At 74.7% G+C, this 18,768-nt stretch carries 15 protein-coding genes; 3 read left to right on the forward strand and 12 right to left on the reverse strand.

Annotation, left to right across the window (positions count from 1 at the left end; translation table 11 throughout):
* Positions 1-4 precede the first annotated feature (4 nt).
* From ACPYO4_RS12230 to ACPYO4_RS12245, 4 genes are all read right to left on the reverse strand, one after another.
* Positions 5-1,633: a GTPase gene (locus ACPYO4_RS12230; RefSeq protein WP_425709523.1), complete on the reverse strand. Its 1,629-nt coding sequence runs from the start codon at positions 1,631-1,633 to the stop codon at positions 5-7.
* Positions 1,630-3,387, reverse strand: a complete 1,758-nt coding sequence (locus tag ACPYO4_RS12235) for a dynamin family protein (RefSeq protein WP_425709524.1) — start codon at positions 3,385-3,387, stop codon at positions 1,630-1,632. The genes ACPYO4_RS12230 and ACPYO4_RS12235 overlap by 4 nt, the downstream gene beginning before the upstream one ends.
* On the reverse strand, positions 3,384-4,742 hold the full coding sequence (hisS, locus tag ACPYO4_RS12240) for a histidine--tRNA ligase (protein ID WP_425709525.1): 1,359 nt from the start codon (positions 4,740-4,742) through the stop codon (positions 3,384-3,386). Before hisS ends, ACPYO4_RS12235 begins: the two co-directional genes overlap by 4 nt.
* A gap of 130 nt (positions 4,743-4,872) precedes the next feature.
* On the reverse strand, positions 4,873-5,613 hold the full coding sequence (locus tag ACPYO4_RS12245; protein WP_425709526.1) for an MBL fold metallo-hydrolase: 741 nt from the start codon (positions 5,611-5,613) through the stop codon (positions 4,873-4,875).
* 851 nt (positions 5,614-6,464) lie between these two features.
* Between ACPYO4_RS12245 and ACPYO4_RS12250 the strand changes: the two genes are divergently transcribed.
* From ACPYO4_RS12250 to ACPYO4_RS12260, 3 genes are all read left to right on the forward strand, one after another.
* Positions 6,465-7,808, forward strand: a complete 1,344-nt coding sequence (locus tag ACPYO4_RS12250) for a DUF349 domain-containing protein (RefSeq protein WP_425709527.1) — start codon at positions 6,465-6,467, stop codon at positions 7,806-7,808.
* A gap of 79 nt (positions 7,809-7,887) precedes the next feature.
* Entirely contained in the window at positions 7,888-8,508 is a 621-nt protein-coding gene (locus tag ACPYO4_RS12255; protein ID WP_425709528.1) for a hypothetical protein, read from the forward strand.
* Positions 8,509-8,594: 86 nt separating this feature from the next.
* Positions 8,595-9,593, forward strand: coding sequence for an NAD-dependent epimerase/dehydratase family protein (locus ACPYO4_RS12260; RefSeq protein ID WP_425709529.1), 999 nt, complete (start codon positions 8,595-8,597; stop codon positions 9,591-9,593).
* A gap of 44 nt (positions 9,594-9,637) precedes the next feature.
* Here the strand turns inward: ACPYO4_RS12260 and ACPYO4_RS12265 are convergent, their stop codons facing one another.
* The 8 genes from ACPYO4_RS12265 to ruvC all read right to left on the reverse strand — a co-directional run bounded on the left by ACPYO4_RS12265 (position 9,638) and on the right by ruvC (position 18,755).
* Positions 9,638-11,938 (reverse strand): RelA/SpoT family protein, encoded by a 2,301-nt coding sequence (locus tag ACPYO4_RS12265; protein WP_425709530.1) that lies wholly within the window; start codon positions 11,936-11,938, stop codon positions 9,638-9,640.
* A gap of 49 nt (positions 11,939-11,987) precedes the next feature.
* The gene (locus tag ACPYO4_RS12270) at positions 11,988-12,545 is read right to left on the reverse strand and encodes an adenine phosphoribosyltransferase (RefSeq protein WP_425709531.1); all 558 of its coding nucleotides are present in this window, start codon (positions 12,543-12,545) and stop codon (positions 11,988-11,990) included.
* Positions 12,542-13,639 carry a protein translocase subunit SecF gene (gene secF, locus ACPYO4_RS12275; RefSeq protein ID WP_425709532.1) on the reverse strand — a complete coding sequence of 366 codons (1,098 nt, stop codon included), beginning with the start codon at positions 13,637-13,639 and terminating at the stop codon, positions 12,542-12,544. Before secF ends, ACPYO4_RS12270 begins: the two co-directional genes overlap by 4 nt.
* The gene (gene secD / locus ACPYO4_RS12280; RefSeq protein ID WP_425709533.1) at positions 13,639-15,678 is read right to left on the reverse strand and encodes a protein translocase subunit SecD; all 2,040 of its coding nucleotides are present in this window, start codon (positions 15,676-15,678) and stop codon (positions 13,639-13,641) included. Before secD ends, secF begins: the two co-directional genes overlap by 1 nt.
* Positions 15,679-15,691: 13 nt before the next feature.
* Positions 15,692-16,126 (reverse strand): preprotein translocase subunit YajC, encoded by a 435-nt coding sequence (locus tag ACPYO4_RS12285; RefSeq protein WP_425709534.1) that lies wholly within the window; start codon positions 16,124-16,126, stop codon positions 15,692-15,694.
* A gap of 199 nt (positions 16,127-16,325) precedes the next feature.
* Complete coding sequence (gene ruvB / locus ACPYO4_RS12290) at positions 16,326-17,330, reverse strand: Holliday junction branch migration DNA helicase RuvB (protein WP_425709552.1); 1,005 nt, start codon at positions 17,328-17,330, stop codon at positions 16,326-16,328.
* Between the two features lie 52 nt (positions 17,331-17,382).
* A complete protein-coding gene (gene ruvA, locus ACPYO4_RS12295; RefSeq protein ID WP_425709535.1) occupies positions 17,383-18,015 on the reverse strand; it encodes a Holliday junction branch migration protein RuvA in 633 nt (210 codons plus the stop codon).
* 110 nt (positions 18,016-18,125) lie between these two features.
* On the reverse strand, positions 18,126-18,755 hold the full coding sequence (ruvC, locus tag ACPYO4_RS12300; RefSeq protein ID WP_425709536.1) for a crossover junction endodeoxyribonuclease RuvC: 630 nt from the start codon (positions 18,753-18,755) through the stop codon (positions 18,126-18,128).
* Positions 18,756-18,768: the final 13 nt, after the last annotated feature.

Genomic DNA, 18,768 nt, shown 5'->3' on the forward strand with positions numbered 1-18,768 from the left:
CCGGTCAGCGCAGCGCGCGCACGGCCGAGCTGAACTCCTCGAACCTCGCGAGGTGCGCGTCGAGCGGCTCCGTGACGTCCGCGCGCACGCGCTCGGCGATCACGCTCCGTAGTCGCCTGCGCACCGCTCCCGCGCGGCGCCGCGCGCCGATGCGCGCGAGCCACGAGCCGAGCACCCACACGAGCAGCCCGGCCAGCACGCCGCCGAGGAGCAGCAGGGTCGGCACCGGCCAGCCGCGCCAGTCTGGCGTCGCGGGGGCCGGCATCCGCAGGTAGCCCATGACGGCGAGCCCCCCGAGCCACACGCCTCCGGCCACCGCGGCCCCGATCAGCACCCACTGGATCAGGCCGAGCACGCGCCACCACGCCGGGCGCCTGCCCTGGCCGAGGTCCACGGCACCGATCTCGGGATCGACCTGCTCGAGCAGTCCCGGGACCCGGCCCTCGACGTCCGCGCCGACGTCAGCACGCCACGCGTCGGGCATGCCCCCGGCCCGGGCCTCGACGTGGCGGCGCACGGCCGTCGTCAGCGAGGCGACCTGTGCCGGTCCCGCGGGCGGCAGGGACGTCACGCGCCCCGCTCCGCCCCGCTCCCCCAGGTGCAGGCGGCGCAGCGGGTCGGGCCGCAGGCGGCTGACCCACCGCACGGGCGGCCACCCGACGTGCCGACCGGCCCGGCGACGGTAGGCGGCCGCGGCCGCGCGCGTGACCACCGGGACCCCGGCGGCGCCGGAGGCCGCGGCCACGACCTGGCGCTCGTCGGCCGCGGGCGACCTGCCCGGCTCCGCGGCGTCCAGCTCCGCCGCCACGGCGAGCTCCTCGGCGACGGTCGCGGCGTCGGCGCGCAGCCGGGCGTGGGCGGCCACCTGGGACGCGGCCTGGTCCGCGACGGCACCGGCGAGCTCGGCGACGCCCTCGCCCGTGCGTGCGGAGGTCAGCAGCACCGGGACGCCGCCCAGACCGTCGTCGGCGAGCAGCCGCCGCAGGTCGTCGACGACGGCGTCCCGGGCCCCGCCGGAGAGCGTGTCGGCGTGGTTGAGCACGACGAGCGTGACGTCGGCGTGCCGCGCCATGGGCGCGAGGAACTCCCGGTGCACCACGGCGTCGGCGTACTTCTGCGGGTCGAGCACCCAGACGAGGACGTCGACGCGCTCGGCCAGCTGGGTGGCCAGCTCCCGGTGCGCGGCGGCGGTGGAGTCGATGTCGGGCAGGTCGAGCACGACGAGCCCGGCCGTGCGCTCGTCATGACCGCCGGCGGGCGTCCGCTCGGGGACGTCCAGCCAGTCGAGCAGCTCGGCGGTCGCGGCCGACCCGTCCGGCCCGGGCGCGAAGGTGACGGCGTGCGGGCGCTGCGTCGTCGGACGCGTGGGGGCCACGCGCGCCACCGGCGCGCCGGCGAGGGCGTTGACCAGGGAGGACTTCCCCGAGCCGGTCGCGCCCAGCAGGGCCGCCACCGTGGTGCCGGGGGCGAGGCTGCCGCGCTCGCCGGCGCGCGTGAGCACGACGTCGGCCCGGTCGAGCACGTCGGCGGGCAGGTGGCCGCGCGCGGCCTCGACGGCGGTGCGCAGGTGCGTCAGGTCGGTCGCCAGGTCCCCGGTGTCCCGTGCGCGCCTGCCGCGGCGCCTCGCGCTCATCGGGCGTTCTCCGCGCGGCGCGCGTCGGCGACCGCCCGGGCGGCGGAGTCGATCCGGTCCGCCAGGGCCTCGTCGACGCCGAGGGCGTCCAGCTGGTCCGTGAAGTGGCGCGCCCCTTCGGCGAGAAGGCCGCGGATGCGCCCCGCGAGGTCCTCGCGGGCGCGCTCGGCCATGCGCCGGACCTCGTCGTCGCCGAAGACGGCCTCGAGGATCTTCTGTGCGACGACCACCGTGCCGCCGCCGACGGCCACCTCGGCGCCGGTCGGGATGAACGCCGTCGACGCGAAGACCGCGACCATGAGGGCGGCGCCGAGGATGTTGACGCCGAAGGACAGCGCGCGGGCGGTCTGCCGGCGGTCGGCGCCCTCCTCACGCACGAGGTCGAGCAGGGCGGACTGCCAGGCGCGCACCTCGTCGGCGGCGCGGGCACGGATCGCCTCGTCGTCCGGCCGGTGGGCGACGGCGGCGCGCACGAGCTCACGGGCGGCCGGCTCGCGCAGCCAGGCCCGCTCGGCCTCGGCGGACGCGCGACGGACCTCCTCGACGAGGACGGCGAGCATCCCGGTCTCGATCGCCTCGGTGACGGGCTCGACCGGAGACCCCTTGCCGGTGAGTGCGGAGACGATGCGGTCGCGGATGCGGCCGACCCGGGACTCCAGGGCGCGCATGAGCTCCCCGGTCCCGATGAGCTCCTGCCACCGGGCGAGCACCTCGCCGCGCAGCATCGAGCCGTCGCCGGCGGCTGCGACGGCCCGTTCCTCCGCCGCGCCGTAGGCGATGTCGACGTCCTCGCGCAGGCGGTCGACGACGACGGACTGCTCGCGTGCGCCCTCGCCGACCGTGGCCGTGCGCCGGACGAGATCGTCGACGGCGCCGCCGAGCGTGGCCCGGGCGACCGCCGCACGCGAGGCGGAGTCGGTGGCGATGCCGCCGAGCCAGGCGCGCAGCGGCGCGACGTCCATGTCCGGCAGGAGCCCGCCGTCCGGGATCGGCACCTCGGCGACGGTGAACAGGGGCGCCCGGCCGAGGCCGGCGGCGGCGAGCCGCGCGGACAGGTCATGGCGGACCTCCCCCGACACCCCCTGCGGCACGCGGTTGAGGACGACGGCGACGACGATCCGTCGTGCGGCGGCTTCGGCGAGGAGCTCCCACGGCACGGCGTCCGCGTATCGGGCGGCGGTCGTGACGAACACCCACAGGTCCGCCGCGGCGAGGAGCTCGCCGGCGAGGCGGCGGTTGTCCTCGACCACCGAGTCGATGTCCGGTGCGTCGAGGACCGCCAGGCCCGGCGGCACCCGGTCCGAGACGCGCAGCTCGAGCTCGCCGTGGGTGCCCTCGCCGGCGGGCGTCGGCGCGGCGTCGCCGGAGACGTGCACGCGGGCGAGCCCGGGCAGCACCCGGTCGCCCGCGAACCACTCCTCGTCGAGAAGGTGGTGGACGAGCAGCGGCCGGCGCGTGGTCGGGCGGATGGCGGACGCGCTGGTCACCGGTGCGCCGAGGAGGGCGTTGACCAGGGTCGACTTGCCGGCACCGGTCGAACCGCCCACGACGGCGAGAAGCGGCGCGTCGATCCGGGAGTACCGCGCGAGCACGTAGTCGTCGAGCTGCTGCGTGACCCGCTGCGCCTGGGTGCGCGCGCCCGCGGCGACCGGTGTGGCCAGCGGGAGCCGCACGGCGCCGAGGACCTCACGCAGCTCGGTGAGTGCCGCGAGGACGCGCCGTGCCGCGGCGCCGGTGCCTGCGGGCAGGCTCACCGGCCGTCCTCGACGGTGGGCGCGACCGTCGGCCGGCGGTCACCGGCCGGCGGCTCCCAGGTGGCGGGGTCGGCGGCGACCTGCTCGCCGGAGCGGATGTCCTTGACCTCGTGGCCGTCGCCCGAGACGAACCAGACGAACGGGATCGAGCGCCGGTCGGCGTGGCGGATCTGCTTGCCGAACTTCGCCGCGCTCGGGGCCACCTCCACGGGGATGTCGCGGGCCCGCAGTGCCGCGGCGACGTCGTCGGACGCGCCGCGGTGGTCCTCGTCGGCGACCGCGACGAGCACGGCGCTGGGCACCGGACGGGACGCGCGCGCCAGGTCGGCGCCGAGGATGCGGGCGACCAGGCGGGAGACGCCGATCGACAGTCCTGCCCCCGGGAAGGTCCGGGAGCCGGCGGTGGCGAGGGAGTCGTACCGTCCGCCGGAGCAGATCGAGCCGAGGTCCTCGTGGCCGAGCAGGGTCGTCTCGTAGACGGTCCCCGTGTAGTAGTCGAGGCCCCGGGCGATCGACAGGTCCCCGACGACGGCCTCCGGGCGGCGGCGCTCGGCGGACGACAGCACGGCGAGCAGGGAGTCGAGCCCCTCGTCGAGGAGGTCCGTGCGCACGCCGAGGGCGCGGACCTGCTCCTCGACCTCGGACGCGGTGCCGCGGATCCCGGCGAGCCGCAGGGCCTGCTCGGCCTGCTGCTCGCTCGCGCCCGCCTCGTCGGCCAGCAGCGCCGCCACGGCCTCGGGACCGATCTTGTCGAGCTTGTCGATCGACCGCAGCACGGCCTCGACGTCGGTGAGCCCGATGCCGGAGTAGAAGCCCTGGGAGAGCTTGCGGTTGTTGACGCGGACGACGGCGCGCGGCACCGGCAGGGCGGCGAGGGCCTCGGCCATGACGAGGGCGAGCTCGGCCTCGTGGTGCTCGGCCAGCGCGCCGTCGCCGACGACGTCGACGTCGGCCTGGGTGAACTCGCGGAACCGGCCGTCCTGGGGGCGCTCCCCGCGCCAGACCTTCTGGATCTGGTAGCGGCGGAACGGGAACGTCAGGTCCCCGGCGTGCTCGACGACCCAGCGCGCGAACGGGACCGTGAGGTCGAAGTGCAGCCCGAGCCGCCGGTCGGTGCCGGACGCGGGATCGCCGGCGGCGTCGTCGTCGGCCTGGAGACGGCTGAGGAGGTAGATCTCCTTGGAGGTCTCGCCCTTGGACAGGAGCTGCTCGACCGGTTCGACGGAACGGGTCTCGATCGGCGCGAACCCGTGCAGCTCGAAGGTGTGCCGCAGCGTGTCCAGGACGTGGTTCTCGACGAGACGTCCGTCGGGCAGCCATTCGGGGAATCCGGACAACGAGGGGGTACGAGCCATGGGCCCGATTGTTCCACCGATGGTCGCCCCCGCCCGTGCGGTGCGGCCGCGTCGGGTGGCCCGGCGGTGTGCGTCTGCTCCCATCGCGCACGCTCCGGGCCTTGCCCGATGTCGATCGGCCGGCCAGGTCTCAGGAGAGGCAGGGGTTCGTGGCGAGCTCGTGCTGCAGGGTGGTGACGGGACCGTGGCCCGGCAGGAGGATCGAGCGCGGGTCGACGACGCGCGTGAGGGTCCGCAGCGTCTCGTCCATGGCTCGGGGGTCGCCGCCGGGCAGGTCGGTGCGGCCGACGGAGCCCGCGAAGACGACGTCGCCGGTGAGCAGCAGCAGGTGCGGCACCGTCGGGGTCGGTAGCCGCACGTGGCCAGGGTCGCCGGGCTCGCCGGTGTCGAGCTCGTCGGCCTGGAGCAGCAGCACCGTCGAGCCTGCCGTGTGCCCGGGGGCGGGGATGCCGCGCACGCCGAGCGCGGGGACGACCGCCGCTCCCCCGCCGGTGAGGAGGTCGGTGGACATCTGCTGGACGGCGGCCGGCCGGCGCCACGGGGTGCCTGCGATCAGCGGGAACTGGCCGCCGAGGAGGTCGCCGACCTGGTCGGCGCCGGCGGGGTCCGCCAGGCGGGGCCGGTCGGGTGCCGCGATCTGCACGGGGACGCCGGCGGGGTCCGCGACGGCGGCGGCGTCCCACACGTGGTCCGGGTGGCCGTGGGTGACGAGGACGGCGCCGACGCTCAGCCCCAGGTGCTCGAGCACCGGGGCGAGGAGCTCGGCGGAGCCGGCTCCCGGGTCGACGACGACGCACGGGCCGTCCTGGGCCGGGGCGAGGACGAAGGTGTTGACCTCGAGGGCCGGGGCGACGACGCGGCGGACGAGCATGCCGCCAGGGTAGACGGGGCCCGGGGCGCAGCTCGCGGGCGTGGCCCTCTCGGGCCGGACTGCACTCTCGGTGGGATTCGAACCTTTCGCCCGCGCGCGGACGGTCACGTGTCGGTGCGGATGCGCGGAGCGAACTACGCTGTCCGGGTCCCCTGCCGAGCCGGGGACCCGCGCACCAGGTCGGTGCCGCGGTGACGACGACGCCCGCACGCGGGCCTCGGCATGGAGTGAGCGACGTGAGCGATCAGCCCTACCGCGACGAGAACGCACCCGCGGAGCCCCACGGCTCCCCCGAGGCGCCCGGGACCACCGAGGAGGAATCGGCCCGCGCGGCCGCGCATCCGGCACCGGAGCCGGCCGAGGCCGGCCCTCCTGCGCCCGAGGCTGGGCCGGGGCCAGCCGCGGACGCGCCGTCCGCACCGCCTGCGTCGGAGGCTCCACCGGCACCCGAGACCGCGCCGGCTCCCGAAGCGCCTCCCGCGCCGCCGGCACCCGAGACTGCGCCGGCACCGCCCGCACCGGACGCGCCTCCCGCGCCGCCGGCTCCCGAGACTGCGCATGGTCCGGAGGCAGCCCCGGCACCCCCGGCAGCCCCGGCACCACCCCCGGCACCCGAGGCAGCCCCGGCACCCGAGGCAGCCCCGGCACCCGAGGCAGCCCCGGCACCACCGGCACCACCGGCACCCGAGGCAGCATCGCCGGCTCCCGAGGCAGCCCCGGCGCCACCCGCACCCGCACCCGCACCCGCGGCTGCGGCACCGGAGTCCCACGCACCGGACGCGCCTCCTGCGCCGCCGGCTCCCACCCCGCGCCCACGGCCGGGCGGGGCGCCCGCACCGACACCGGGCTCCGTGCCGACGCCGAAGGCGATGCCGGCCAAGCCGTCGGTCGCACCGGTCCCGGCCGCCGCGGCCGCTCCCGCCGCCCCCCAGCCGGCGCTGGACCCCGCGCTCGCCGCGGCGGCAGCCGCCTTCGGACGGGTCGACGAGGAGGGCACGGTCTACGTCAAGGACGGCGACTCGGAACGGATCGTGGGTCAGTTCCCGGGCGGCTCCGAGGAGGAGGCGCTCGGCATGTACGTGCGCCGCTACCTCGACCTCGCCGCTCAGGTCGCGCTCCTCGAGACGCGCCTGAGCCACATCACCCCGAAGGAGGCCGGCCAGACGCATCGCAAGCTCACCGAGCAGCTCGCCGAGCCGGCCGCCGTCGGGGACCTGCCGGCGCTGCGCGAGCGACTGGCCGCCGTCGAGCAGGTCATCGAGGTCGAGCGCGAGAAGGCGCGCGTCGCGCGCGCCGAGGCCAAGGCCGAGGCCCTCGTCGAGCGCACCGCGCTCATCGAGCGGGCCGAGGGGATCGCCGCCCAGAACCCCGCCAACACCCGGTGGAAGGCCTCCGGCGAGGAGATGCGGGGCCTGCTCGACAGCTGGAAGAAGGCCCAGCGCTCGGGTCCGCGCATCGACAAGCCGGACGAGGACGCGCTGTGGAAGCGCTTCTCCGCCGCCCGCACCCAGTTCGACAAGCAGCGCAAGGCGTTCTTCCACGAGCTCGACGCCAGCCAGGACGAGGTGCGCCGGGCCAAGGAGAAGCTCATCACGCGCGCAGAGGAGCTCTCCGGCTCGACCGACTGGGGACCCACCTCGGGCGCCTACCGCGACCTCATGGACCAGTGGAAGGCGGCCGGACGCGCCTCGAAGAAGGTCGACGACGAGCTCTGGCACCGATTCCGCACCGCGCAGCAGCGCTTCTTCGACAACCGCACCGCCGCCAACGCGGCGATCGACAAGGAGTACGAGGGCAACCTCGAGGTCAAGCTCGAGATCCTCACGAAGGCCGAGGCCCTCCTGCCGATCACGGACGTCGAGGCCGCGAAGAACGCCCTGCGTCCGCTGCAGGACCAGTGGGAGGAGGCGGGCAAGGTGCCGCGGGCGGACATCCAGCGCGTCGAGGGCCGCATGCGCGCCGTCGAGAAGGCCATCCGCGACGCCGAGGCCGAGCGCTGGAACCGGTCCGACCCCGAGAAGAAGGCCAGGGCGGACGGCATGCTCGCCCAGCTCGAGGACGCCATCGCCGGCCTCGAGGAGGACCTCGAGAAGGCCCGGGCCACCGGCGACGACAAGAAGATCGCCACCGCCCAGGAGGCGCTCGACGCTCGCCGTTCCTGGCTCGCCCAGATACAGGCGTCCGCCGACGCCTGATCCATCCACAGGCACCGCTCCCGCGGCCCCGTCCACAGATCGTGGGCGGGGCCGCGGGCGTCCAGGCCATCGTGGGCACATGCATCCGGCTCTGACCTGGCTCGCCCCACGTGCCCTCCCCGCACCCCAGCTGGTGGCACCGGTCCACGGCGACGCCCTCGTCGTCCGCACCCCCGGTGGTGCCGACCCCCCGCCCCTGTCGACCGTGTGGGAGTCGGCGGACGGGACGACGCCGCCGGCGGCGATCGGCGCAGGTCTGGCGCGCGCGGCACGGGCAGCACAGGCGTCCGAGGAGCTCAGCCCCCACCAGGTGCTCTGTCTCGGCTCGGCCGCCTGGGTCCACGTCGGCGGCCCTCGCCCCAGAATCCCCGACACGGCGCGAGCCCCCGGGCGCACGGGCAGGGCCCGACACAAGATCGTCCTGCGCGCGCACGACCTCACACACGTCGACGGTGTCCCGGCCACGACGCCGGCGCGCACGGTGCTCGACCTCGTTCGCCGTCTTCCGTTCGACCGGTCGGCGGGGCCGGCGCGCGCGCTGCTCGGGGATCGCGCGGTGGCCGCCGACGTCCGGCGTGCGGTCCTCGAGCGCACCGGGCTGCCCGGCATCCGCCGGGCCACCGAGCTGCTCGACCTCGTCCTCGTCGACCTCGGGCACCGGCCCATAGGTGACCTCGGGCGCAGGCCCGTATCCACGTAGGGCGCGGGGGCGTAGTCTCGCGGCGTCGGCCGTCCGGATCAACGGGACACCGTCGCCGAACGAGAACCCGTCGCCGAAGGAGTCCCGTGCCCCGCATCGTCGTCGCAGGAGCGTCCGGGGTGCTGGGCGGACGCATCGCCACCAGGCTCGCGCGGACCACGGACGCGACCGTCGTGGCGGGCGACCACCGGGCCGAGCGCGCACCACTGACCGCGCGGGCCGTCGGCGCACCCGAGCAGGTGCACCTCGACGTCCGCGACGCCGCGAGCATCGCCCGGGCCCTCGACGGTGCGGACGCCCTCGTCGTCGCGGCGCCACAGGACCGTCCGTTCGTGCAGGAGGTCGGCCTGGGCGCCGGCGTCCACGTCGTCGACGTGAGCCCGGACCCCACTCTGACCGCCCAGGTACGCGCGACGGATGCCCGCGCACGCCGGCGGGGCGTCGCCTCGGTGACGATGGCGGGGATGTTCCCCGGGCTGTCCGGGCTCGTGGTGACGGACCTCGTCTCCGGGCTCGACCAGGTCGACCACGTCGAGCTGCTGTACCACCAGAGCACGAACGCGTCGGTCGGGCCGGACGGGACCGAGGCGATGCTGCGCTGGGTCGCCGCGCCCGTCCCGCCGACCCGGCGGCCCGGTCTGGCGGACCGTCATCCTCGCGAGCCGGGGCTGCGCCGGTTCGAGCACCCCGAACGAGCACTGCTCGAGGACGCCACCGGCGCCGACGTCCGGTACTGGACCGGCTGGGACTCCCCCGCGTTCACCCGGGTCGTCGCCGGGCTGGCCCGGACCCGCGTCCTGCGCCCGCTCGCTCCCGTGCTCGCGCCCCTGGCCACGCACGACCCGGATCGGCCCGAGGAGGCGATGCTCACCGTCCGCGTGCTCGGCCGTCGCGCCGGGCGTCCCGACCGGGACGGGGTTCGGCTCGTCTGCGACTCGGACTACGGGGCGACCGCCGCCGTCGCGGTCGCCCTCACCCGCCTCGCCCTCGGCGGTCGACTCGTCGGCGCGGGCGTCCCCCTCGATCTCACGACGCTCGACGACGTGCTGCCGCACGTGCCCGCGGCGATCACCTCCGCCGCGTAGGGGTCCCCGCACGGCCGACCGCGCGACCCACGGCACGGCCCGGGTCAGCCGCGCCGGCCCTCCGGCCGCCGCCCCATCACCCGCTGGACGTCGAGCACGCCCTGGACCTGCCGGATCGCCCTGAGCACCGAGCCCAGGTGCGCGGTCTCGGCCATCTCGAAGACGAACCGGCCGATCGCCACCCGCTCACGGGTGGTCGAGATCGACGCGGACAGGATGTTGACGTGGTTCTCCGAGAGCACGCGCGTGAGGTCGGACAGCAGGCCGTGCCGGTCGAGCGCCTCGACCTGCACCTGCACGAGGAACGTGGACTCGGGGCTCTCGACCCACTCCACGCCGACGAGCCGTTCGCTCTGCGTGCGCAGCTGGTCGACGTTCTGGCACTCGGCATGGTGCACGGACACGCCCTGGGAGCGGGTGATGAACCCGACGATCGGGTCGCCCGGGACGGGGGTGCAGCAGCGAGCGATCTTCACCCACACGTCGGAGCCGTCCATGCCCTCGACGGCGATGCCCGAGTCGCCGCTGCGGCGCACGGGCGTACCGGTGCCGGGGATCGTCGCCTCGGCGAGCGTCTCCTCCGCCCCGTCGTCGCCGCCCATCGACTCCACGAGCTTGGCGACGACGTTCGCCGCGGACACGTGCCCCTCGCCGATCGCGGCGTACAGGGCCGTGACGTCGGCGTACCGCATCTCCACCGCGAGCGAGTGCACGGCCTCGGCACTCATGAGGCGCTGGATCGGCATGTTCTGCTTGCGCATGGCCTTGGCCAGCGCGTTCCGCCCGCCCTCGACGGCCTCCTCCCGGCGCTCCTTCGTGAACCACTGCCGGATCTTGTTCTTCGCGCGCGGGCTCGCGACGAAGCTCAGCCAGTCCTGGGAGGGGCCCGCCTCGGGAGACTTCGACGTGATCACCTCGACCGAGTCACCGTTGTCGAGGCGCCGGTCGAGCGGGACGAGCTTGCCGTTGACCTTGGCCCCGACGGTGCGGTGACCGACCTCCGTGTGCACGGCGTAGGCGAAGTCCACCGCGGTCGAGCTGCCGGGCAGCGCGAGCACGTCACCCTTGGGCGTGAACACGTAGACCTGCGAGCCGGCCATCTCGTAGCGCAGGGAGTCGAGGAACTCGCCCGGGTCGGCGGTCTCCTTCTGCCAGTCGACGAGCTGGCGCAGCCAGCCCATCTCCCCGCCGGACGGCTCGGGCGCGGCACGTCCCGCACGGGAGCCCTCCTTGTACTTCCAGTGGGCGGCCACGCCGTACTCGGCACGCCGGTGCATGGCGTGGGTGCGGATCTGGATCTCGACCGGCCGCCCGCCCGGGCCGAGCACGGTCGTGTGCAGGGACTGGTAGAGGTTGAACTTCGGCATCGCGATGTAGTCCTTGAAGCGCCCCGGCATGGGCGTCCATCGCGCGTGCACGGCGCCGAGCATCGTGTAGCAGTCGCCGACCGAGTCGACGAGCACACGAACCCCGACGAGGTCGAAGATGTCGTCGAAGTCGCGGCCCCGCACGATCATCTTCTGGTAGATCGAGTAGTGGTGCTTCGGTCTGCCGGTGACGACCGCCTTGAGCCGGTGCGTCTTGAGGTCCTGCTCGATCTGGGAGCGGACCTTCGCCAGGTACTCGTCGCGGGCGGGCGCCCGCTCGGCCACCAGGTGGTCGATCTCGTCGTAGACCTTGGGGTAGAGCGTGCGGAACGAGAGGTCCTCGAGCTCCCACTTGATGGTGTTGACGCCGAGCCGGTGCGCGAGCGGGGCGTAGATCTCGAGCGTCTCGCGGGCCTTGCGGCGCGCGGACTCCTGGGAGACGTGCCGCCAGGTGCGCGCGTTGTGCAGGCGGTCCGCGAGCTTGATGACGAGGACGCGGATGTCCTTGGCCATCGCGACGACCATCTTGCGCACCGTCTCGGCCTGCGCGGCCTCGCCGTAGTGGACCTTGTCGAGCTTCGTCACGCCGTCGACGAGGAGCGCGATCTCGTCGCCGAAGTCCTTGCGCACCTGGTCCAGCGAGTAGTCGGTGTCCTCCACCGTGTCGTGCAGCAGCGCGGAGGCCACCACGACGTCGGGCATCCCCAGCTCGGCGAGGATCGTCGTCACCGCGACGGGGTGGGTGATGTAGGGCTCGCCCGACTTGCGCGTCTGTCCCTCGTGGGCACGCTCCGCGACCTCGTAGGCCCGCCGGACGAGCTGGACGTTGGCCTTGGGGTGGCTGGCGCGCAGCGCGCCGATGACGGGCTCGATCGCCGCGGGGAACTGGTGGGAGCGTCCGCCGAGCCACACGAGGCGCGAGCGTCCCCAGCCGGACGGCGAGGACGCCGCCGGCTGCCCGGTCCGCTCGATGGTCATCCCAGGATGATAGTGCTCCACCCGGGGACCGGCCGACGCGGGCCCGGCCTCAGACGACGACGACCGAGTCGACCTGCCGTCCCGTCAGGCGCGCGCGTCCGCCGAGTTCGGCCAGCTCGATGAGCATCCCCAGGCCGGCCACCTCGGCGCCGGCCTCCTCCATGAGTCGGCACGCGGCCGCGGCCGTCCCACCCGTGGCGAGGACGTCGTCGACGACGAGCACCCGCTGGCCGCGCGCCACCGTCGAGGGTCGCACCTCCATGCGTGCCTCGCCGTACTCCAGGGAGTAGTCCGCGCCGATGACCTCGCCCGGCAGGCGACCGGCCTTGCGGACAGTGATCATGCCGACCCCGAGCGCGACCGCCACGGGCGCCCCGAGGATGAACCCGCGGGACTCCAGTCCGGCGACGGCGTCGACCCTGCCGCGGTAACGCTCGGCGAAGGCGTCGACGAGCGCGGCGAACGCGGGCCCGTCGGCGAGCAGCGGTGTGATGTCCCGGAACAGGACCCCGGGCTTGGGGTAGTCGGGGACCAGGGCGATGTGCTGATCGACGATCGCCGTGATCTCGGGACCGAAGCCGGGTTCACCTGCGCTGGCTGTGCTCATCGCTTCTTCCTCCGTCGGACCGCGGTTGTCGGTGAGCCCGCGGCGGACCCGGCTCCCGCCGACCGGCCGGCCTCGTCGTCGGGCTCGTGGTCGGTGCCGTCGGCCGGGCGCGCCTCCGGGTGCTCTCCGGCGCGCTCGAGCAGCACGTCGTCGGTGTGCTGCCGGTAGTCGCTGTCGAGCATCCGCAGGCTGACCTCGGCCGGCGCCGCGATGAACACCGACGACACGGTCGACAGCAGCATGCCGACGAACAGGGCGAGCGCGATGTCGCGCAGCGTGCCCGCCCCGAGGAGCAGGACACCGATGATGAGGATCGCACCGACCGGCAGCAGCCCGGTGACCGACGTGTTGATGGAGCGCACGAGGGTCTGGTTGACGGCGAGGTTGGAGCGCTCGGCGTACGTGTCCCGTCCCTGCTCGAGGACGTCGGCGGTGTTCTCGCGCACCTTGTCGAAGACCACGACCGTGTCGTACAGCGAGTAGCCGAGGATCGTGAGGAAGCCGATGACGCTCGACGGCGTGACCTCGAAACCGATCGCGGCGTAGATCCCGACCGTGAGGACGACGTCGTGGAGCAGCGCGATGATCGCCCCCGCCGCGAACGTCCAGGCCCGGAAGTACAGGACCATCACCACCGACACGGCGGTGAGGAAGATGCCGAGCGACAGCAGCGCCTGCCGGGTGACGTCCGCGCCCCAGGTGGGCCCGACGAACGTCGCCGTGACGTCGTCGACCGGGACGTCGTAGGCCTCGGCGAGGCCCTCGCTCAGCTCGCGCGTCTGCTCGTCGGAGAGCTCGGCCGTCTGCACGCGCAGCGAGGACGATCCGACGACCGCCACCCGGGGCGGTTCGCCGCCGACGTCGGCGACGGCGTCGGTCGCCAGCGACTGGTCGAGCGTCGCCGCGCCGGAGACCGTGAACTGCGAGCCGCCGCGGAAGTCGATGCCCGGGTTGATGCCCCGCACGAGCAGCACCCCGACCGAGATCAGGACGAGGACGGCGGCGGCCACGTACCACGTGCGGCGCCTGCCGACGATGTCGAAGGAGCGCTTCCCCGTGTAGAGGTCGTTGCCCATCGAGGAGAGGGACGCCATCAGACCACCGCCCCGTCGTCGCCGGACCCGCCGAGCCCCGCGTAGGGGTCGACCGATCGTTCCTTCTTGCGTCGTTCGCGCTCGGCACGCCGCTCGGCCGCCCGGCGTTCGGCGATGGTCGTGCCGGCCCCCACGGGAACCTTCGTCCCGTCGGTGGTGCCGGCGTCGTCGTCCCCGGACCCGCCCTCGCCCGTGCCGGTCGAGGACCGGCGCGACCGGAACCGGCCGGCGCCCCGGTAGAGAGCGGGGTCGACACCGAGTCGCTCCGGTGAGAGTCCGGAGAGCGTGTGGCCGTCCCGGAAGAACGGCATGCGCACGAGCAGCTGCATCGCCGGGTGCGTGAAGAGCACGACGACGACGAGGTCGATGATCGTCGTCAGTCCGAGGGTGAACGCGAAGCCGCGCACCCCGCCGACGGCGAGCAGGTAGAGCACGATCGCCGCGAGGAAGTTCACCGCGTCGGACGCGATGATCGTGCGCCGGGCCCGCTTCCAGCCGTGCTCGACGGCGGAGGCCAGGGTGCGGCCGTCCCGGATCTCGTCGCGGATCCGTTCGAAGTACACGATGAACGAGTCCGCCGTCGTCCCGATGGAGATGATGAGTCCCGCGACGCCGGGCAGCGAGAGGCGGTAGTTGATCGACCAGCTGAGCAGCGCGATGACGAGGTAGACGATCGCGGCGGCCACCGCGAGGCTCGCGACCGAGAGCAGGCCCAGGCCGCGGTACTGCCAGATCATGTAACCGACGACGAGAACCAGGCCCACGAGGCCGGCGAGGGCGGCGTTGGTCAGCTGCTCGGAGCCCAGCGTCGCGGAAATCTGCTCGGTGGACTGCACCTCGAACGTGATCGGCAGGGAGCCGAAGTTCAGCTGGTTGGCGAGCGCGTTCGCCTCCTCGTCGGTGAACGAGCCGGTGATCTGCGCGCTGCCGTCGAGGATCGCGCTGTTGAACCCCGCGTTGGACAGGACGACGCCGTCGAGCACGATGGCGAACTGGTCCTGCGGCGGCGGTAGGGTGGGCAGGCGCTGGGAGACCTCGGCGAACACCTCGGTGGCCTCGGAGTTCATCTCGAGGTTGACGGCCCAGAGCCCCGTCGACATGCCCTGGTTGTTGACCTGCATCCCGGAGCTGGCGCCCGTCAGCTGCGTGCCCTCGACGACGGCCGGACCGAGCACGAACTTCTGCTGGCCGGTGGGGTCGCACGCGACCACCGCGGTGCCGGAGTCGTCCGCCCAGCCGCCGGCCTGGTTGGCCGGGTCCGTGCAGTCCAGCGCGTACATGTCGTACTGGACGCGCTCGGTGATCCACGCCGTGTCGGAGGTGTCGGCCGGCTCCTCGGTGGGCTCGGTCGCGAGCTCGCCGTCGCCGTCGGCGTCGGCCGCGATGAAGGCAGCGCCGCGCACCTCGTCCGGGATCTCGGCGGCGCCGGGACCGTCGGTGGGGGCGTCGGCGGCCGCCGCCAGGGCGCGGTCGGTGCCGGCGCCGGCGGTGGCCGACTCGGACCCCGACTCCGCGGGCGACCCGGCGCCGTCGGTCGGCGCCTCGGCACCATCGGTCGGGGACTCGGCGCCGTCGGTCGGGGCCTCCTCGGGCAGCAGCTGGCTCGGGTCGATCGTCGTGGGGTCCTGGAGGGCGAGCACCGGGCGGAACCTCAGCTGCGCGGACCGGCTGATGAGCTCGAGGGTCTCCTCCGACGCACGCCCGGGGATCGCGACGACGATGTTCTGCGCGCCCTGGCTCGTGATCTCGGCCTCCGCGACGCCCGAGCCGTCGACGCGGTTGCGGATGATCTCGATCGCCTGCGCCACGTCCTCGCCCTCGATGGCGGAGCCGTCCGTGGTGCGGGGGGTCATGATGACCTGCGTGCCGCCCTCGAGGTCGAGCGCGAGACGGGGCACCGGCGAGGCACTGCCGGCGAGGTTGCCGGCCGTGAGCGTGCCCACGAGCGCGACGACGAGGACCAGCAGGCCCAGGAGCGTGCGCGCGGGGCGGGGCAGCCTCGGGCGGCGCGGCTCACGCCGCTTCTTCGGGTCGGACACGTCGGGACGGGCGTCAGCTGCGGTCGTCGCGGCCGGGGCGGCCGTCGTCGAACCACTCGTTCTCCTGGTCCACGGCGGGAGCGTCGCCGCCCGCGGACTCGCGGGCGTCGTCGACCGATGTCTCGGTCGCGGCGTCGGCCACGGGCTCGTCGTCGAGGTCGTCGTGCGACCCGTCGGACATCAGCTCGTAGGGCGACTGCGTGGGCTGCGCGATGCCGGTGCGGTGGACGAGGTACTCGCTGCCGTCGGGGTTCGACAGGGTGATGATGTCGCCGTTGACCTCGACCACCTGGTGGTAGGTGCGCGCGATGGTCTGCACCCAGCCGCCCGGGACGAGGCCCTCCTCGACCTTCTCCCGCTGGCGCTGCTGGGCCTTCTTCCCCTGCCGGCTCATGAACCAGAAGAGCAGGACCATGCCGAGGACGAGGAGGAGCAGTGTGGGATCCACGCGCAGACCAATCAGGTGAAGGGGCGAACCAGAGCAGTCTAGGGCGTGGGCGCTCCGGCCGGGCCCAGGCTCTCCGTGAAGGTTGTCTCCCGGACCGGGCGGCCAGGCGCGGGCAGCGCCGGCCGGAGGGTGCTGAGCGCCCTGTCACGAGACGCGCGTGCGGTCTCAGGAGGCGTGCGGTCTCAGGAGGCGTGCGGTCTCAGGAGAAGAGCGTGCCTTCGGCCGGCGGCTCGAGACCCAGGTGCGCGTACGCGGCCGTGGTGGCTGCCCGCCCCCGCGGGGTGCGCACGACGAGCCCCTCGCGCACGAGGAACGGCTCGGCGACGGTCTCCACGGTCTCCGGCTCCTCGCCGACCGACACGGCGAGCGTGGTCAGCCCGACCGGCCCGCCCCCGAACCGCGTGCACAGCGCCGTGAGCACGGACCGGTCGAGCCGGTCGAGCCCGAGGTCGTCGACCTCGAAGATGGTCAGCGCCGCACGGGTCGCCGTCAGGTCCGCGACGCCGGCGCCGCGCACCTGCGCGTAGTCCTGCACCCGTCGCAGCAGCCGGTTGGCGATGCGGGGCGTGCCTCGCGAGCGGGCGGCCAGCTCGCCGGCCGCGTCCTCGGTGAGCTCGATGCCGAGCAGGGTCGCGGAGCGCGTGAGGACCTGGACGAGCTCGTCGACGTCGTAGTGCTCCAGGTGCGCCGTGAACCCGAAGCGGTCGCGCAGGGGCGCCGGCAGCAGGCCGGCCCGGGTCGTGGCGCCCACGACCGTGAACCGCGGGAGAGCGAGCGGGATCGAGGTCGCCCCGGGTCCCTTGCCCACGACGACGTCGATCCGGAAGTCCTCCATCGCGAGGTAGAGCATCTCCTCGGCCGGGCGCGCGAGCCGGTGGATCTCGTCGATGAAGAGCACGTCGTGCTCCTGCACCGCGGAGAGGATGGCGGCGAGATCCCCGGCGTGGGTGATCGCCGGCCCCGAGGTGAGCCGCAGCGAGCCCGAGACCTCGTGGGCGACGATCATCGCCAGCGTCGTCTTGCCGAGCCCGGGCGGGCCGGAGAGCAGCACGTGGTCGGGCGCGGCGCCGCGGGCGGTGGCGGCGGCGAGGACGAGCGCGAGCTGGTCGCGCACGACGCGCTGGCCGATGAAGTCCGCGAGACGCCTGGGTCGCAGGGCGGCCTCGGCGGCGCGCTCGACGTCGTCGGCGCCGGTGGTGAGCACGTCGTCGTCCGACCTGCCCTGCGTCGGCCCGCCCGTCGGTCCCGGGACGTCCTCAGCCACGGCGCCCCCCGCCCAGGTGGGTGAGGGCGGCGCGCAGGAGGGCGGGGACGTCGCCGTCGGGTGGTGCGTCGTCCGCGGCGAGCACGGCGTCGACCGCGGCGCGCGCCTGCGGCTCGGACCACCCGAGCGTGGCCAGCGCGGAGACGACCTCCCCGGCGTGGGCCGGGAGCGAGCCCGGTGCCGGCGCGTCGGCCGCGTCCGCGTCCTGCGGCGGGGCGTCGCCCGCCGGTCCGAGCCGCTCGCCGATCTCGAGGACGATGCGCTGGGCCCCCTTCCTGCCGATGCCGGGGACGCGCTGGAGGGTGGCGAGGTCCTCGTCGGCCACGGCGCGCCGCAGCTGGTCCGGGCTGAGGACGGCGGTCATGGCGAGCGCGAGCCGGGGGCCGACCCCGGAGACGGTCTGGAGCGTCTCGAAGACGTCGCGCTCGTCGACGTCCCGGAACCCGAACAGGGTGAGCGACTCCTCGCGCACGACGAGCGAGGTCGGCACCGTGACGTCCGAGCCCTCGCGCAGTCCGGCCAGCGTGCCGGGCGCGGCCTGGACGCGCATGCCCACGCCGCCGACGACGATGTCGGCGTCCTGCAGCGACACGCGCGCCACGGTCCCGCGCAGCGATGAGATCACCGGTTCGGTCCTTCCTTCGATCCGTCGGCCGTCCCGCCGCGGGGCCGCCCGGGCCGGGCGCGTGCCCATTCCGGTTCGACCCTCCTGCGGCAGAACACGTGTTCGACACCCTATCGTCTCGGGGCGACCGCTCCCGCGCGGCGCGCCAGGCGTTCCGCGTCGGCCCAGGCCCGCTGGGCGGGCGTGAGACCGGCGCCCGCGGTGTCGGGGAGCATGCCCGCCCCGCCGTGCTGGGCCGTGGCGGTCCCGCGTCCGGCCGCTGCCGCGCCGCCTCCGCGCCACGCCTGGCAGATCGCCAGCGCGAGGGCATCGGCGGCGTCGGCGGGCCGCGGTGCGGTGTCCAGACCCAGGATCCGGCGCACCATCTCCTGGACCTGCTTCTTCCCCGCGCGGCCGTCGCCCGTCACGGCGGCCTTGACCTCGCTCGGCGTGTGCAGGGCGAGGCCGGTGCCGGCCCGCGCGGCGCCGAGCATGGCGACCCCCGCGACCTGCGAGGTGCCCGTGACCGATCGGACGTTGGCCTGGGCGAACACGCGCTCGACCGCCACGACGTCGGGCCGGTGCTCGGCGAGCACGGCGTCCAGCCGCTCGGCGACCGCCAGCAGCCGCATGTGCGGGTCGTCCTCCGCGGGGGTCCGGACGACCTCGACGTGCACGAGCGCGACCTCGCGCCCGCCGCCGCGCTCGATCACGCCGAGGCCGCAACGGGTCAGACCGGGATCGACTCCGAGGATGCGCACCCCTCCACTCTCG

The organism is Georgenia sp. Z1491 (assembly GCF_049856175.1).
Taxonomy (GTDB): domain Bacteria; phylum Actinomycetota; class Actinomycetes; order Actinomycetales; family Actinomycetaceae; genus JB111.